This is a genomic window from Ruminiclostridium papyrosolvens C7 (genome assembly GCF_000421965.1).
Lineage (GTDB): Bacteria > Bacillota > Clostridia > Acetivibrionales > DSM-1351 > Ruminiclostridium > Ruminiclostridium papyrosolvens_A.
On record NZ_ATAY01000063.1, the window covers coordinates 125,791 to 143,108 of the forward strand.

12 protein-coding genes and 1 pseudogene are annotated in these 17,318 nt (G+C 37.1%); all 13 read right to left on the minus strand.

The features are described 5' to 3' along the window. Positions 1 to 10: 10 nt before the first annotated feature. Positions 11 to 946 (minus strand): tRNA dihydrouridine synthase, encoded by a 936-nt coding sequence (locus L323_RS33795; RefSeq protein ID WP_020816093.1) that lies wholly within the window; start codon positions 944 to 946, stop codon positions 11 to 13. A 25-nt stretch (positions 947 to 971) separates the two neighbouring features. Then, entirely contained in the window at positions 972 to 3,623 is a 2,652-nt protein-coding gene (locus L323_RS33800) for a translation factor GTPase family protein (RefSeq protein WP_020816094.1), read from the minus strand. Positions 3,624 to 3,831: 208 nt separating this feature from the next. Next, positions 3,832 to 4,188, minus strand: a complete 357-nt coding sequence (locus tag L323_RS33805; protein ID WP_020816095.1) for a hypothetical protein — start codon at positions 4,186 to 4,188, stop codon at positions 3,832 to 3,834. Between the two features lie 829 nt (positions 4,189 to 5,017). Continuing rightward, on the minus strand, positions 5,018 to 5,638 hold the full coding sequence (locus tag L323_RS33815) for a T6SS immunity protein Tdi1 domain-containing protein (RefSeq protein WP_020816098.1): 621 nt from the start codon (positions 5,636 to 5,638) through the stop codon (positions 5,018 to 5,020). Positions 5,639 to 5,658: 20 nt separating this feature from the next. Next, positions 5,659 to 5,874, minus strand: coding sequence for an HNH endonuclease (locus L323_RS33820; RefSeq protein ID WP_020816099.1), 216 nt, complete (start codon positions 5,872 to 5,874; stop codon positions 5,659 to 5,661). Positions 5,875 to 6,142: 268 nt separating this feature from the next. Further along, positions 6,143 to 7,368, minus strand: a pseudogene (locus L323_RS33825) (IS110 family transposase). A 923-nt stretch (positions 7,369 to 8,291) separates the two neighbouring features. After that, the gene (locus L323_RS33835) at positions 8,292 to 9,404 is read right to left on the minus strand and encodes a HEAT repeat domain-containing protein (protein WP_020816101.1); all 1,113 of its coding nucleotides are present in this window, start codon (positions 9,402 to 9,404) and stop codon (positions 8,292 to 8,294) included. Continuing rightward, positions 9,405 to 13,559 (minus strand): eCIS core domain-containing protein, encoded by a 4,155-nt coding sequence (locus tag L323_RS40590; RefSeq protein ID WP_020816102.1) that lies wholly within the window; start codon positions 13,557 to 13,559, stop codon positions 9,405 to 9,407. It abuts the gene before it with no gap. A 432-nt stretch (positions 13,560 to 13,991) separates the two neighbouring features. Next, positions 13,992 to 14,666, minus strand: a complete 675-nt coding sequence (locus L323_RS33850) for a DUF6320 domain-containing protein (RefSeq protein ID WP_020816103.1) — start codon at positions 14,664 to 14,666, stop codon at positions 13,992 to 13,994. After that, complete coding sequence (locus L323_RS33855; protein WP_020816104.1) at positions 14,663 to 15,934, minus strand: hypothetical protein; 1,272 nt, start codon at positions 15,932 to 15,934, stop codon at positions 14,663 to 14,665. The genes L323_RS33850 and L323_RS33855 overlap by 4 nt, the downstream gene beginning before the upstream one ends. Positions 15,935 to 15,996: 62 nt before the next feature. Further along, on the minus strand, positions 15,997 to 16,596 hold the full coding sequence (locus tag L323_RS33860) for a TetR/AcrR family transcriptional regulator (RefSeq protein WP_020816105.1): 600 nt from the start codon (positions 16,594 to 16,596) through the stop codon (positions 15,997 to 15,999). Positions 16,597 to 16,716: 120 nt separating this feature from the next. Further along, positions 16,717 to 16,863: a hypothetical protein gene (locus L323_RS41415; RefSeq protein WP_020816106.1), complete on the minus strand. Its 147-nt coding sequence runs from the start codon at positions 16,861 to 16,863 to the stop codon at positions 16,717 to 16,719. Positions 16,864 to 16,889: 26 nt separating this feature from the next. Then, entirely contained in the window at positions 16,890 to 17,201 is a 312-nt protein-coding gene (locus L323_RS33865; RefSeq protein WP_020816107.1) for a hypothetical protein, read from the minus strand. Positions 17,202 to 17,318: the final 117 nt, after the last annotated feature.

Sequence of the window (17,318 nt, forward strand, 5' to 3'; positions counted from 1 at the left end):
AATTTCTCTTTTAAACAATCTCCTGTTCCTTAAACAGTCTGGAAACAGCTTCATCATAATCAGATAATCTTTGTGCTTTCTTAATTTTCTTTGAGTACTTTTCATTGTCGGTAAATACATTTATCATGTAAAACCAAAGCTCTTTCATTTTAAACAGAACATTGCGTTCCCCGGACATTATGTCATTATAATCATTATATACTTTGTCGTGGAACTCCTTTAGTACTACCTTTTCCAATTTAGTAACATTTTTAACACCATACACCAATGCAGGATTCATTATCAGGCCTCTGCCTAACATAAGAGTATTTACACTTGGGAAATCATCACAGAACTCTGTATAATCCTTTGCTGTAAAAATATCACCATTATAGCAGACAGGATTTTTACTCAGCGTCAAGGCATCCTTGAAAATCTTCATATTAGGCTTATTTTTATAAAAATCCTTTTGTATTCTTGGGTGTATAATAAGCTCTTCAATAGGGTATTTGTTAAATATATTTATTAAATCATAAAATTCTTCAGGCTGGTCTTTGCCTATTCTAGTTTTAATCGATATTTTGGTTATTGCTTGAGAGAAAATCTCTTCTAAGAAAGTATCCAGCTCTTCTTTTTTTGCAAGAAATCCGGAGCCTCTGTTTTTGGAGACAACAGTGCCGGAGGGACATCCCAAATTTAAATTTATCTCAGTATAACCCATATTTTTAATTTTCTTTGAAGTATAAGTAAAGTCTTTTGCATTATTTGTAAGCAATTGGGGAATCAAAACCAGCCCTTGATTATTTTCAGGTAAAATATCTTTAAGATCTCTGGTTTTAAAGCCATCTATTTGATTTGCAATAATAAAAGGAGAAAAGTATTTGTCTATGCTATCAAAAAAAGTTTTATGTGCATTCCTATAAATATAGCCGGTCAAACCCTCCATTGGTGCAAAATAAAATTTCATATGTTAAACTGCTCCTTTGATTCACTTATTTGCTACCCTTGTCTTCTTTAATTAATACCTCCATTTGATGTTTAGCTTCCTCCGGCAATGCATCCATCAGATAACTGCGGTCTCTTCCCTGTATTTCCTGAAACTTCTCTTTTATTCTTCTATTGGCCTCTTCCACATCAATTTTCAACTCTCTGGCAGATAACAAGGCACAACCTGCACCCCTTACAATTATCTGCTGCAAACCGTCGGATGTTGCAACTGTTATATTATATTTTTTCTGATTGTCATGGGCGAATTTTTCAATATACTGATCCGCCGTTTGTGCCTCTTTAGTATATACCACATAGATGTTATGATAACTCACTATTTCCTCACGATGGCCTTGAACGCGGTAAGCATCAAATACCACTATAATCCGGCATTGGCGAATTCCCTGATAGTTGCTGAGTAAATCAAGAAGCTTCATTCTCGCAGCATCTGTATTCTTATCCGAAAGCTCTTTAAGTTCTGGCCATGCAAATAAAATATTGTAGCCGTCCACAAGAAGGTACTCTTCTTTGATTTCCTTATGTGCACTCATATAGGAAGCCTTTTCATAATAACTTTCCTCCGCTGTTTTGCGTCTTTTCCAGGCAGACTTTTTACCCTGATTCCCATAATAGGTTCTATTGATAATCTGGTCAATCTCCTCCAAACTGATAGACAATTCTTGAGAAATTCCATGCCTTTTTTCCTGTTCTTTTAATGGATTATCTTTATTTTTAAGGTAGCTTTCTACATGCATGTAGTTTTTTACTTGATCCCAAGGCACAGAAAATCCCGTCCCATTTGCACAAAATACAGAACCCGTAGGATTTGCCAAATCTCTTTCGGGGTCATACCCGATACTATCTATGACTTCCTGTGCATTATGGCAGGGTTCATAACCTTTCACGCTGCAAAATAGTCTTCCTACACCTTTGGTATACGCATTTACCTCTTTCTGATAATTCCTCATTGTAATAACAGGGGCACTCCCCACTAAAACGACAGTTTCGCCGTTTGTCCGTGATATACTGCTTACGCCGTGCATTTTTTCAATATCAGTCATAGCTCTGCCTACCATTTTTTCAGGCAGTTCCAGCTGAAATGTATAATAAGGCTCAAGGAGTATGGATTCTGCTTCCATTAAGCCTTGTCGCACCGCACGGTAAGTAGCCGCTCTGAAGTCGCCGCCTTCTGTATGTTTATTGTGTGCTCTTCCCGAAACAAGAGTAATTTTAGCATCGGTAAGAACTGACCCTGTAAGCACTCCTTTATGGGCTTTTTCTTCCAGATGAGTAAAAATCAATCTCTGCCAACTTCTGCCCAATATATCCTCACTACATTCCGTCTCAAATTGCAGACCGCTTCCCGGCTCTCCCGGCTCCAATAAAAGATGAACTTCCGCATAATGTCTCAGTGGTTCGAAATGACCTACTCCTTCAACAGTATTCGCAATTGTCTCCTTATACACAATCCTCCCTGCATCGAAGGATACCGACACTCCAAAACGGCTTTGTATTACGCTCTGGAGTATCTCTATCTGCACCTCTCCCATAATCTGTGCATGTATCTCTTGTAACTGCTCATCCCACACAATGTTAAGTTCCGGTTCCTCTTCTTCAATCTGCCGTAACTTTGGAAGCATCATTCTTGGGTCACAGCCTTCCGGAAGTATAATCCGGTAAAACAACACAGGCTCCAACAGCGGTGAGCCCGAAGCTGACTCTATTCCCAAACCCTCTCCCGGCCTGGTCTGATTGAGCCCTGTTACTGCACATACCGAACCTGCCTCTACTTCACTTACTACCTCATATTTCTTTCCCGAATAAATACGGATTTGATTCACTTTTTCTTCCCATTTTTCGTTTGTCAGGAGGTCTTTTACCTTTAACTTTCCCCCCGTAAGCTTCAGATGGGTAAGACGGTTTCCTTGTTCGTCCCTTGTTATTTTAAATATTTTAGCCCCAAATTCTTCGGCATAAGAAGGTATCGTTGCATACTTTGCTATGCCCTGCATTAATTGCTCAATACCATCCAATTTCAAAGCTGAACCGAAAAAACATGGAAATACTTTTCGCTCTTTCACAGCTTTACTAATCTGCTCAGTCTCTATACTCCCTTTTTCCAGATAGGTTTCAAGAATTGTTTCATCGCACATGGATAGCTGCTCGTAAAGCTCTGTTGTCTCAACCTGCCCGAATTCAATACACCCATCGCCTAACTGCTTTTTCATGTCTATTATTAATTTGTCTTTGTCCGTTCCATTCTGATCCATCTTATTAACAAATATAAAGGCAGGTATATTGTACATATCCAGTAACTGCCATAGTGTTTTTGTATGTCCCTGCACTCCGTCTGCACCGCTTATAACCAAAATAGCATAGTCCAATACTTGTAGTGTTCTCTCCATTTCAGCTGAAAAGTCTACATGCCCCGGTGTATCCAATAATGTAATATTTACCTCACCTGTTTCAAATACGGCCTGCTTGGAAAAAATAGTGATACCTCTCGCTCTTTCCAACTCATAGGTATCCAAATATGCATCCTTGTTGTCCACTCTTCCCAATTTTCCAATTTTACCGTTAAGATAAAGGATACTCTCTGATAATGTCGTCTTGCCTGCATCAACATGTGCCAATATTCCAATGATTAGTTTTTTCATGATTGATTTCCAAATCCTTTAGTCTGCCTGTATATATAATTCACGGCCCGTTTGAGCCTGTATGTTCAAGCGTTTATTATATGATACCAGTATGTTTGGATTTTGACAATTTAGCAAGGTATAAAAAAGATGCCATTTGGAAGCTGGCATCTTTTTATCACAGGATTTTAATAAAACTATTTTTGATAGTGCAACAGGATTATAAAAATTATTCTAATACCTTTACTATCAATGATTTTGAAATATACATAGCTTTTATCATCTTATTGAAGCGAATATGATGTGATGTTCCCTCGTCAAATTTAAACTGTGCTTTTTCACATTTGCTGATAACTGAAGATATGGGTGTTAATGCAGCTTTTAATTCTTCTTTTGTAAACATGTCTATAACATTTTCATTAATTAACAAAAGTTTGGAAATGTACATTGCTTTTATCCTGTTAGAAAGCAGTGTATGCTGAGAGGTACCCTCCACAAATTTAAGCTGTGCTTTTTCACATCTGTTAATAATTGAAGAAACAGTACGCAGAGCTTCTCCTAATTCCTCTCTTGTATACTTTCCCATAATACCCTCCAGATTTTTTTATGGTTTTTCCTGTTCCTTCTTGACCCTAAATCATAAAAAATCAGCCTGCAATCTTACATCCATGATTTCTTTATACATGGCTTTAATTTCTTCACTAAATCCGCTAAGCAATCTATCTTCAAGTTTTCCAACCTGTTCTTGCAGTTTCTCTTACTCAGGATCTTGTGAATAACCAAATTCCTCAAAAAAACCAAACTTCTTTTAGGGACAGAAACAAAAGGCTTCAAAAGAGAATATATCCCCATTAAGACCAATGCTATGCTTCGACTTAATTTTATACATATAAAGTATATCCTACACATAATATGTTTATTGGCTATCCCAAGCTGTCTCAATCTCTTTATTAACATCTTTAGCCCCTTAAAATATTCAGTAAACTCCCTGTGTTCATGGTAATATAGACCAATGATAGTATCTTGGTTGGGCTTACACATTATACTAGCAACTTCATCCTGACTAAATATTTTGGGCTTTGGCTGAACTTTTTTAAGATTTCCTCTAACTTTAATTTATATATACTATCCATTTCCCTCCTTAACCTATTTTGTAAAAACTGGGCCATACATTCATCTTATCGCAGTCCCGTATAGGGTGCTTGAAAAATTAAGTTCCGGAATGCTTGAATTCTATATTGCTAAAAACACAAACTAACCTTACTAAATTCAATTATGTTGCAATAATATCTGCAAATATTTTAATGTTATTCATCCTAAACCCATTATCAATATTTCTACAAAACAGAAATAAAGAAAAAGGTCTCAACAGTGAATATATCCCCATTGAGACCTAGTAAGAAGAACCTTAATAATTATTCATAAATTCCTAGGTTTTTAATTACCCTTCCTTCAGGTAATCCTTTAGTTTTATGAATTAATTGGCTACAAATGCTCCAATAAACATCCATATCACCTTTTTCTAGATTTTGTATTATATCTTCTCCACCTAAAAACAACATTGTTTTATAACCAACGTATTCACTTATTTTTATTTCATTTGGATTTTTAGATATCCATTCTTTAAAGGCTTCTGATGCCAAGCATGAATCAGTGTACTCAGGTATCTCCTCTTCATGGAATTGAACAATGTTACAAGGGATTTCTAAAACTTCCCCTGTACCTGGTTCAAACATAAGCACTCGTTGTTGACCATTCTCTACTCTTTGATTATCAAGAGCAAATTGTCGACCAAGCCAATCATATCCAAAGCATATTATTCTCCTCCTAAACTCAGGAAAAGCCTCAGTTACTATAGAGTTCCATTTCTCAGCACCATCTGGTGTATGTATTCTATAAAGACCTTTGCTAAAAGATTGTCCCCCAAAGGCTTTTTGTAGTTCTTCTAAGCCATGCATAGAACTGCTAATATTTTTAACTGTGCTATTTATAGCTTTATGATTTACTCCAAAGTATTTACAAAAATTCTTATACAATTCTTTATACCTCCACTTACTTATTTAATTGTATATTTTCCATACTTTGTTCCAATTGGATCATTCTTAATCTTATTCTGTATCTGACTACCTAAACTTCTATTTACACTGCTGTTTAACGGATTCATATTCAATATATCATCCGCACCACCCAATTGTAAATCAACAGTGTGGTCAACATCTTTTTCTTTCGGAACAGAGTCTTGTCCATTAGCCTTTTTATATCTTGATGACACAGAAGTTACACTTCTATTAGGAGCAGTTTTTACTGTGTCTGCGGCTGTTAATGCTTTTACTTTTGCATATGCCTCTGCCCTCTGTGCGTCCGTCCAACCATCCTTATACTTTAATTCAATATCAATAATTCTTTCAGCTTCACTTACTCCCGCATTATAAATATTCTATACTGCGGTTCAATCCTGTAAGCACTTTATACCACTATAAAAGCACAATCTATATTAATCCTCTTTCCAGAGGATTTTTTACAATTTTTACTGCTCCATTTTACCATAATGATAGTTCCAAACAAATCAAACTTCTAACTTTTTTAAAAGGCTTGTATTCGGTCTTTGTCCGCATCATACCGTAAATAATCCTTACAGCTCTTCTTGGCACACAAACAAGAGCTTGAGGCTTACTTTTACCCTCTCTAAGCTTGCTTTCAAAATACTCTCTGAATACCGGATGCCTTGCTTTACCGTTTGGATTTACCTGTACCAATTGGATTGCAAGGAAGTAAAATATAGCATTTAAAACCCTGTTGCCCTGTCTGCTGCGTTGGTCTTTACCCTTTCCGGCAGAACTGAAATTAATTGGAGCTACCCCACTAAATTGAGCCAGCTTGTTAGAGTTAGGAAACCTTTCAATATTACCTATCTCTGAAATAATGCTTGCTGCTGTGATAAGGTTAATGCCCGGCATGGTATGAAGCTTATAGCCTGTAAGCTGAATCAGCCTGTCCAATTCTCTGTCGATATCCTCATTTTCCTGCTTTCTGAACTTTAATTCCCGCACAAGGCTCCTGATAACAAGGTCACGCTCATCTTGATAATCCTTCTCTTTAGGGCTGTTCTACTCTGATAATATCAATATTTGATTCACTTTCTTTACAGTTGTACCCCTATGCACCGTCCTCAATTCCTCCAAAAGAGCTTTTGGTTGAACGCCTTTAAGATGCTTTGGGTGAGGATATGTTTCCCAAAAGTACATAGCAGTTTTGGTGTCCACATCACAGAAATATTCCTTGTAGCTTGGATAAACATATGTAAGCTGGGCATTTATCTGATTTTTGGCAATAATAATCCCTTGTACAAGCGAATCCCTTCGTTTTACCAATTGACGGATTGTCCAGAATAAATCATCATGGCTCTCATCTGGCAGTGTGTCCAACATATCCCTAAGTATCTTTGCTACACAGAAAGCATCATAGGAGTCATCCTTTTTGGACATGGGAGCACTTGACCTCATAGCATCAGTATAAGCAGGGTTAATGTGCTTAACTGTAAACTTATGCCCTAATAGATATGAAGAAAAATTCCTTCCAAATCCTCTGGTATCCTCTAATCGAAATATAGGCGTAAATCACCATACAGCTTTTTCAGATCAGTCATGAATTTATCATATGTCGACGGTCTATTGGAGAATGTGATTTTGCCTATCTTATTAGTCCAGCAGTCTATAACCACCGCTGTATGTGTGTCCTTATGCATATCAATACCTATAAAAGCCATCTTACGTTTTTGATAAATAATATCTCCTCCATTTCGTTGTTTGTCTCCATAAAATCTGCCGGCAACCGCACTTTATGAGCGTTAGATTTGATTAGGACATATCCTGTAAAGGTCTGTCCCTTGAGCTTAATCCTCGCAAGGGAGTTTTAGCCTATCCATTTTTCATGTGACTGATTACGTGATTTCAGGCATCACGAGCCTTTATTCTGTTCTCCGATGCTTGATTTTTACTATTTGTAAAAGTACAAATTTCAATTGTGTGTGATGTTAACTCTAGTAAGAAATGATTGCAAGTAAATTCTGAAAAAGATAAATGCAAAAAAGCAGAGAAGAAAAACATTATCGTTTAATCTTCTCTGCCTGTATCTGTTGTTTTATTTTGTTTTTATGTCTTGCATTATCGGGATACTCCAAGGAATTTTCCCCCTTAAACCCCCGGCTGTGTCCCATTTTATCATGAGTCAAAAAGACGGTCAAGGAGGGGTTCACCATGAACTATGGGTGCTGCTTCGTTCCGACTTCTCTTGCTTAATCTTTAGCCTAATTACTATAAGAATTCTGTCCCAGAATATCTTGCCCCTGTTTGGCGATGTGTTACCACTGTTTCCGATTTTAAATCGGCTGTAGGGTATGAATACCTTTGCCAAGACTGAAAAGGAATTTGAGGGCAATTTGGCGACTGTTCTTTTATGCGCTTATTTTGAACAAATCCTCACATATCCCGAACAAATTGAGCTGAACCCCTCTTTTATATTGGTGCTGGATAAAGAGAGGTGGTCGCAAGCGCCAAGGGGTTGCAAGGTGGTCATTACTGACACCTGTGGCTTTTACGGGGACAAAAAGAAAAGGTCTCAACAGAGAATATATCTTCATTAAGACCTGATTGTGGTTTATTTGAATTGAAATTTAAATAGTTCCTAAATTCACTCAAGCATCGGGGCAAAACTTTGAGCAAAACCCAATTTATTGAGTGAACCAATTGAATATTTGCTCCCGTTTTCTACCAACCAGGAACTAACAAGTGAGCTATAGTCAGGCGGATTTGCGTAAATCCAAATTTCTGGATCATGTCCAAATCGGTTACCTGTAATGGCAAAAAGTTCATCTAAAAGATCCACTGACGGCTTCGAATCAATAATACTCTTTACAAGTGATTGTACATTGATAGGGTAACCTGACCTAAAGCATACCTTATTATTTATCTCTATTCCCTTATCATCTAAGTATTTATTAAAATCTTTTATTAAATCTTCATCCTGAATTTCAGTACCAGTTATTTGAGCAAATCTCTTCCTTGCATGCTGAGCAATAACTTGATTTTCATCTTTACATAATTTCCAAATACAATATGTAGCACTTTTGGTTCCAAGTAGAAAGAACGCATCAAGGGCATCTTTTCTTATTTCAAGAATGGAGTCTACTAATACACTTTTAAGCTGTTCAAATACGCCAGACCCTGAAAAAAAGCGCAACAGCTTTAAGGCTGATAATCGAACTGAGATATCCTGTTCTTTAGAAAGTTCTAAAACGTGAGGCAATGCTGAACTATCTCCCAATCTTGCCATTGCGTACGATATGGCTAAAGTAAGTTCAGGATAGTAATGGATTGCATCATCTTTATCCAATATCCTGATCTGTTCTCTTAGTATAGGCAGAGAATGAAAATGCAGCCCATCTCCTAAAGCTTTAGCGGCCCAAACTCTATCACTCTCTAATAAGATATCATCCTCTAAATACTGTTCAATTTTATCAGTTATACTCTGGTCACTTGACCTACCTAGAATACGATATGCTATTGACCTAATATATGAATTTTTATCATCAAGCAAAACCTTCATTTCATCCATCATTGTTGAATCGCTAATTTGTAATATTACTTGTCTTAACAAAATATGTGCTGGTGTAGGACCATTACGTATAGCATTTAGTATTTGTGGAAGAGCACTTACACCCTCGTCGATCAATTCTCGAATTATTTCTTCAGCTTTCTCGTCAGAATCATTAAGTTGCTTTATCATTTTACCAATACGATCCATTTAAGCACCCCCATTTTCATTTTTAACTATCTTTTTAATATCTGCAGAGCGGCTATTCCACCATCCAGTTATGGGAGAGTGCTCTACATCACGTAGATATTGTAAATTTTTTGTACTTGTTTGATTACCGCCCCAGTTAACAGGATGAATGTGGTGTTCACTCCATCCAGAAAGGTAAAGATTGAGCCAGTCCATATTATATTTACGCTCGACTTGGAGTTTTGCCCCATCCTCAAGTATTTGAATCATTGATTTGCTTTGCCAACTGGAATCCTCTTCTTTATTGAGTTTAGTCAGTATTTGTGTTTTCGCTGTAATACTATCCTTACCAAATTGACGAACAAACTTCTGAAGTTCAACTTTGTACCCATCTTTCATTGGCTTAAGCACATTATCACGCCAATCATCAGTATGGATATTTCCAAGAGTCTCTCCCGATATTTCATATCTTCCCGTTGGTTTTTTAATTGGAGAGCTATTTACATTTCCATAGTGCATATTTGCTGGATGAGGTGAAGCAGTAAATTTATAACCAGACCAATCAAAATTGGCAAAATCACCTTCTATATTACCTCTTTTATTCCTAAAGGCATTATATTTATTTTGATTAACCTCACTTACTCCCGCATTTTTTATTGCCTTTATAACATCTTCTTGTGGATTACCTTTTTGCAGAATTTTGTCACTTTGCTTTTCAGTGTAATCTATTTTGTTTAAAGTATTACTGTCTTTAGCATATTTAGAATTCCTTGCCTTTACTGGTGTGCTTGCCACCATTACGACATTTTTATTGTTCTGCTTTTCAACCCACAGCTTATGGTTTTCGTTACCTAACTTAAAGTTATGCTTTTTGCCAATAATGGAGCCGGTTTTCTTACCGGGGTCCGCCTTAACTACCAAACACTTCTCAGCCGCTTTCGCCGCCTCATCAGTTTGCCTCTGCGTAAATTTCTTATTTTTGGGCTGTTTCAGCTTGTATACTTTGTTTTTGGAAGGTTTATCCAATTTATCCCAAACAGTTTTGTCTTTTTCAATGTCCTTCTGACCTGTGGTCATTACTACATTGTCTTTACTTCCCGGTTTACCTCTTTCAACCCATAGTTCATTGGTTTTAGTACCCTGCTTGTATTTTGCCTTAGGACTGAGTATTTTGTTACCCTTCTTAGGCCCGTCCTTTGTCTCTGTCGGATTGTACGTGTACTTATAATCCCAGTCCTTACCGCCATCTGATATATTAATTGAACTAATTGCACCATATTTTTTCTTTACTGCATTTGCATCATACCTGATTTCCTCAAGGGTAGCTCCATTATTCTTTTCATATTTGCGTGTTAAGGTTTCAAGTTCTCTAAGTCCATTAATAACCTGTTGGTCACGGTTCTTCTTTGCACTGCTGGTCTTATCAGTAGGCTTTTTCTTGTTGAACTTGGCCTTGCCCTTGCTTCCACGCTTTACTGTTTCATTTTGATGTTGCTTGACTGTCTTACCGTCAGCCGTTCTTGCATTGGGGTCTACAGCCTTCTTCTTGTTCGGTTTTGTATATTTTGGTGCTTTGACATCTAAGGTTGAAGACTTCTTTGCCTTTTTATCATCAGTCTTGCTTTTACCTTTGACTTTAGGTGGCTGTGCGGCTTTGCTATTTTTCTCATTCCATTTGCCAGGTTTCTTTTCCTCGCTCTTTTTACCACCTGTTTTATCATTCATTAGGTCAGTTAAAAATTTCTCAGCGGAAAAATCAACTTTTCCAAACTCTATCTCAGGAACCTGATTTGAACCCAGAACATGATTAACTTTTGCCAGTATGCCAAAACTTCCTCCAAGAGGATAGCTCTTGTTGAAGAGTGGCCATTTCCATTCATGATCTCCAAGAGGTGAAAACAAAGGACTGTCTACCTCTACAAAAAGGTCTCCTTCTAATCCAAAGAAAGGCTGTGCCGCTATTTCAAGCTCCCCAGATATGAAGAAGTCGCCTTTTTTGTCCTGTCCGGATTTTGCATTTTCCTTGTATCCTATTATTGGCGTAGCCTCAGCATAAGCAGCCAGTCCGGCAATTGCAGTTAAGCTTACCCCCGCCTTAATATCATGTCCGAGTATTTCAAGTCCTGCTCCGCCTTTTGCAATCATTTTTATTCCGGCAGAGGCCGATATGTTTAAGGATGCTTGTATGCTAAAATCATTAGATTTTGCAGGATCAGTTGAATATGTACCGTTTACAGCTATATTATAGAGCTTAGCCGGGCCAAGTTTTGCAAAAGCTTCAAGTCCCAGGTTTGCAAATACAAATATATTTCCTACAATAGGAATTCCATAGCTAGCCCTTGCCTCTACTTTGAAAAGGGGCTTAATATAATCCTTTTGTTGAAAAAGTATTAGTTCAGCCTGTGGGACTATCTGTCCGACTATTGTTACATTTCCTTTTTCGTCAACCTCACAATGAGCAGTTCCGCTTAACCAATTGGTGAATTGGAACATCAGATCGCCTTCACCTGATAACACATATTGAGGCTTCTGACTGTTCCCTCCTTTTGAAGGCTTTGCTTGTTTATTTCCATCCTTGTGAAGGTTATTTTTATCCCCGATTCTTAAAATCACCTGACCGGATAGCTTTTCACCGGCATATCCGACCTTGCCTTCACCTGTAACGCTTTCTCCATCAAGCTTAACCTGCACTCCTCCGGTAAGATGCGGTGTAAGATTAACTGCAAGTCCAACAGTACCAATAACTTTTCCCTGCGTTGTGCGTTCCAGACCAAGAGTTCCGGTTGCAAGCCCCTTGATATTTATATCTGCACTTCCAGAAAAACCAATCTTGCCGGAATCAGGTTCAAAATTAAGAGATATTCGGCAAGTGAAAGCTCTGCCAACCTTTGCAGCTGCATTGTTTATACCAAACTTCAGTATTCCTCTGTCTATACTATTAACTATTTGTAAAGAATTGTCAAGATTTATTCCCCGCAATCCAAGCATGGTCGGATCAGATATGAATTGTGACTTAAGATACCCCATTTTAGGGACATTGGCGCCATCCCATATACTTAAAAACCCGTCAAGCTTTCCATTATTCAAGCTTACTACCAGACAAGGCTTATATGCTTTGATAATGTCACTCTGAAATGAAAATGGACTCTTTAATAATGATAGTGCTTGAGGAAGCATTCTATAGCTGTCCCCTGTTCTTGATATTTTAACAGTACCTTGAGCAAAGCTTCCGTATTTTACTTTTATCCTTGCTCCGGAGGGGTTTTCCTTTAAATATTCTGCGGTCTTTGTCTGAGCCTTAAAATTGGTCATGCCCTTTAGCTGAATTTCTTCAAGGTCTGATTCTTTAATTTTTGGCTTTGTCCCAGTACTATCCTCCTTCTTTTGTATTACAAAATTACCGGTTCCTTTATTTCCACTATCTCTATTTTTTACCTCACTGGTAGCTGCTGCTGACATACCTTTAGCGGCTTCCACAGCCCTCGCTCCCATCACATCCGCTTCTCTTTCTAAACCCCCATCGTCATTTAAAAGTGTTCCGGTCTTCATCTGTACGGTAGGTTCAACTCTTCCCTGTTTTTGCTGTACAGCATGCCAGCCCTCATGAGGAAGATGCTTTTCCTGTCCGGGTGCAACATGTATATCGCTACCTTGAGTATATGCCAATGCACTTAGTTGCTGTGGCTTATCGGAGTTTGTATGTACTTTAACATCTGACAGGTCAACCCCCGATATCTTTTCAAGTCCTGTTCGCAAATTTTGCGGCATGTCCGAAGTTAACCCGGAGGTATTACTGTCACTCTTTTTCATTTGTAATGGGGTTTTAGCCTCAGTTTTACCATTTTCACCTTTTTTAACTTCCGGTTTTGGTTTTCCCAAACCAGTTGGCTTCATGGCAAGATTAGCCTGTTCTAACATTCTCTGTTTTTTACGGAGTTTTGACTCCTCTCTTATATCCACTGCCTGTCGATACCCAATTATAGATTGCAGGAACATAAACTCTTCTCTTGTTATGGCATCAGGATCAAAGAGCATTATCTGCAACAATTTCTTGTAATCCGCTGTCCTTACATTTTTTTTACTTGAAGCAGGCTTATCTTTTTGTTTATTATTTACAGGATTACTTATCAACCCTGAAACCAGCTCCGGTTTTTTTACCAACATCTTGGTCTGCATTAAATCACTCCCATAAAGTCTACTCAAATATATGTAAGTTTATGGGATATTTTAACATCCAATTTTAAAATAAATATTTCCAAATTAAAAAACCGTCTGCTGGTAATTTAGGCAAACGGTCTAATATAAAGCTTATACTATTTCTTCATACAGGATAGCAAACCTCGGTTACACTTTCATCAGGATCATTTGTTTGTGCAGTACTGACATGGTAAATATAGAACATTACACCTTTGTGTAAGGGTCTATTATTATAATACAATATAAAATCTAGAACAAATTTGAGGCAAATAAGGTTATTTCACGCCTCACATCATCACGGCAATCATAATGGACATCATGAGCATTATTAAAAATAACACATTTGAATCTTTGATTACTTTTGCCGGCCATGAAATATCTGTTACGGGCACCATTTTACGCATATACGCGTTAAAAATGAAACCTGCGAAGCATCTCATTTTTAAAGCCTTTATCGGAAAAAATTATCATACCCGCAAAGGTCAAAAATGCATATAATTCTGATGTCGCTGCAGCCCATAATATCTGTGAAATACCAATTACGTATAAAATCAACGGCAAAAATCCAAGCAGAATGAGCGCAATAATGAAACCAACAAATTCCTTCCACAGCATCTTTTTTATAATGACAATCACGGTTATCAGAAATGTGGCACCAATGATTAAAAACGGGAAAATGTAGTTTACCGACCAGCGGCTGCCTCCTTCTAACATATTTAATATGAGCAGTATTCCTGTCAATCCAAGAACTTGGACGATAATTTTTTGTCCTAAATGTACCTTAGATAAAAATGTATGTCTTATCAGAAGCCATCCGTAAAGTACGCAAGCTATAACATAGAGGCACCACAAAGTATCTGGTGTTGCGAAAAAATTCGTGAAGGCACAAATACTTATAACGGCTATAGCAATAAAAGCAGTCAATCTTGAAAGAAGACGATTTGGCTGCCGGGTTTCGGCAACAGTATAAAGCGGATACCAGTTTTTTTCTGCAGTTGTATCCACGTCTGACAGGGATCTCTGGCAAAGTGGGCATTTTGTATTTGTTGAATAAACTGAAACACCGCAGTTTGAACATTTTTTCATAGACGTATCCCCCAATTATTACTGACAATCTGCACTTCAAGACCGCTTTGTGATGAAAGCAAATGAAAAAATTCCCGTATAATTTCACTTTCCACAATATTTCGTGCAAAAGTAATTACAAGCTGATTATTAACGGAACAGACAGCACAATTAATAGGACTTTTATTTGTAGGGTAGATTGTAGCTTCCATAGCATCAATGTGATGTGTCATACTTTGGGGAAGCTTTATATTTCCAATATTCGTAAGAGTAATGGTTTTAAGATTCTCTCCAAGATGATCAAAACCATAACGTATTGCAAGCTCTTTAAGACCTATCGGAACAAGCCTTGAAGCCAGATTCTTTTCAAATTTCATACTTTCTGTTATAGTTTTTTCCAGATAATTTTTTGCAGTTCTTTCTTTTAACTGATTTGAAACCTCAGCAAGAATATCTGTGAATGTAATATCTTGGGTAACTTTCATGCCTATATTAACTACAGTGAAAAAATTGCGGAGACTTTTAGAAATAAATATCTTTCGGAGATTTACCGGAATGGTAATCATAATAGGTTTATGATATTCATCGGGAAGCATACTGGTATGGATAGCAGAGATAAGCAGAGCGGTAAGATATGCCGTTATTGTAACTCCATTCTGCTTTGCTATACTTTGCAGTTCCGGTGCACTTACTAATCCATGTATAACATTATGTCCATAAGGAACAAACCTTGAGCCTTGGATATGATATGCCTTCTGTTTTTGTTTTACAGTTTTGTCAGCTGATGCATAGTATGTATCATAGCTGTCCTTAGCCTCTGATCTGCTGGAAAATGTTTCTGGCAGCAAAATAAGCCCTTCCTCGTCGCTAACTTTCTCTCCCATAAGATTAAGATATTGAAATACCAGCGTTTTTAAAAACTCCACTGCTCCTGTGCCATCGGTTAGTGCATGAAATATTTCAACAGAAATTTTGTGTCTATAGTAAAGTACCCGTAATAGAAAACCACTGTTTTCTGTTACGGTAATAGGCGCACAGGGATAGTTTGTTTCCTCCCTGATCAGCAGTCGATTATCGTTACCACTTAAAAAGCGCCAAAAAACACCATAGTTAAGTTTTACAGCCATCATAGGGAATCTTTCCATCACAGTATCCAGTGCTCGCTGCAATATAGGCGGAGCAACCGGACTATTCAATATCATAGACACTCTAAATGTAGATGTATTTTTATTATTTGTAACCGCCGGAAACAACTTCCCCGCATGGTCAAGTTTATACCATTTATCCATCGCCCAATTCCTCATTCTTTTGTGATATTGTCATGTTGTATTAATGAGTTGCCACCATTAACTTATTTTAATAAAAAAGCCATAATATCGCTCACTTCAGGGGCGATGTATTTATCTCCCATAAATAACTTCATATCCGCAATTCCCTGGATTACCGAAAAAAACATAAGTGACAATTTATATGAATTACCTTGTTTAAATTCACCCAAATCCTGGCCTTTTTCAATTAATTTTGCAGTATTCTCGAATAATAATAAATCAGACTTTTTAAATTCTTCCATCTGATTTAACGCGTCTTTCTCTAAAATACAACGGGTTATCAAAAGAAAATAGTCAGATAAATCTTCGCTTGATTGGATATCTTTTAATAAGTTAGCTGTTAACCCAGCAAAAGTTTGGGTGGGAGAAATATTTGAATCATCAAGAAATCGAACTGCCTTTGACATTTCTTTTATAGTTTTCTTCAGTATTTCACCGAACAGTTCTTCTTTTGTAGAAAAATGGCAATAAATAAGGCCAGTACTTATGCCTGCCGTTTGCGCAATGTCTTTTACACTGGTCTTAGAAAAGCCTTTTCGTGAAAACAATCTAAGTCCTGCTACCATAATCTTATGTTTTGTTGCCAATGACATTTTATCATTTTGCTCCTGTGTACGGGCCATATTTTTCCCTTCTCTGTATAATAAACTGAACGCATGTTCATTCTATGTCTTTTCGTGTTCTTTGTCAATAATCAGATATTACTGGTTATTCTCGCAAATTCTAAGAACACATTGACAAAATCAATGGGGTAGGCTGGTAAGCTCCATTTGTATAGATCCTTGATTTACTGGCTTAGCTGAAACTCCGGCTGCATTTACAGTACCGGACAACGGTACAACAATAAACAACATAAATGTTATTAATAAGGCTAATATCATTCTCTTCATATTTAAATCCAGCGTCTCCAATTCCTTTATTTTTGATAATAGATTAATTGTGACATTACTCCAAATATCTCCACATACCTTTGAGTGCTGTCTTTTATAATATTTTTAGCAGAATTGTAAATCCCCTCAGTCTGTTTTCTGCCATTAGATGCTTTCTTGTTTGTATACATTTTTTTAAGATTGTCTGTGCTAGATTTCTTGCTGAGATTTATGTCCGCATACAAAAATGCTTTGTCATTATAATTTACACTATCCTTTTCATTCATCTCTGTTTCAGTCAGATAAATCCTTTTCTCATTAAAGTCATAGCAAAATACTTCTGTTTTGTCATAAAACATTACATTTTTAACATTTCAGGGCGCAAACCAATACATTTCAGGGCGCAAACCAATACATTTCAGGCAAACTCAAACTTTTTACGGTAATTCTTGTTTATTATAAAGAATGTATCCAAT

Excerpts from the sequence above, each read along its gene's own strand:
- L323_RS33795 (WP_020816093.1), bottom strand. The coding sequence starts at position 946 with ATGAAATTTTATTTTGCACCAATGGAGGGTTTGACCGGCTATATTTAT.
- L323_RS33800 (WP_020816094.1), bottom strand. The coding sequence starts at position 3,623 with ATGAAAAAACTAATCATTGGAATATTGGCACATGTTGATGCAGGCAAG.
- L323_RS33805 (WP_020816095.1), bottom strand. The coding sequence starts at position 4,188 with ATGGGAAAGTATACAAGAGAGGAATTAGGAGAAGCTCTGCGTACTGTT.
- L323_RS33835 (WP_020816101.1), bottom strand. The coding sequence starts at position 9,404 with ATGGATCGTATTGGTAAAATGATAAAGCAACTTAATGATTCTGACGAG.
- L323_RS40590 (WP_020816102.1), bottom strand. The coding sequence starts at position 13,559 with ATGCAGACCAAGATGTTGGTAAAAAAACCGGAGCTGGTTTCAGGGTTG.
- L323_RS33850 (WP_020816103.1), bottom strand. The coding sequence starts at position 14,666 with ATGAAAAAATGTTCAAACTGCGGTGTTTCAGTTTATTCAACAAATACA.
- L323_RS33855 (WP_020816104.1), bottom strand. The coding sequence starts at position 15,934 with ATGGATAAATGGTATAAACTTGACCATGCGGGGAAGTTGTTTCCGGCG.
- L323_RS33860 (WP_020816105.1), bottom strand. The coding sequence starts at position 16,596 with ATGGCCCGTACACAGGAGCAAAATGATAAAATGTCATTGGCAACAAAA.
- L323_RS41415 (WP_020816106.1), bottom strand. The coding sequence starts at position 16,863 with ATGAAGAGAATGATATTAGCCTTATTAATAACATTTATGTTGTTTATT.
- L323_RS33865 (WP_020816107.1), bottom strand. The coding sequence starts at position 17,201 with ATGTTTTATGACAAAACAGAAGTATTTTGCTATGACTTTAATGAGAAA.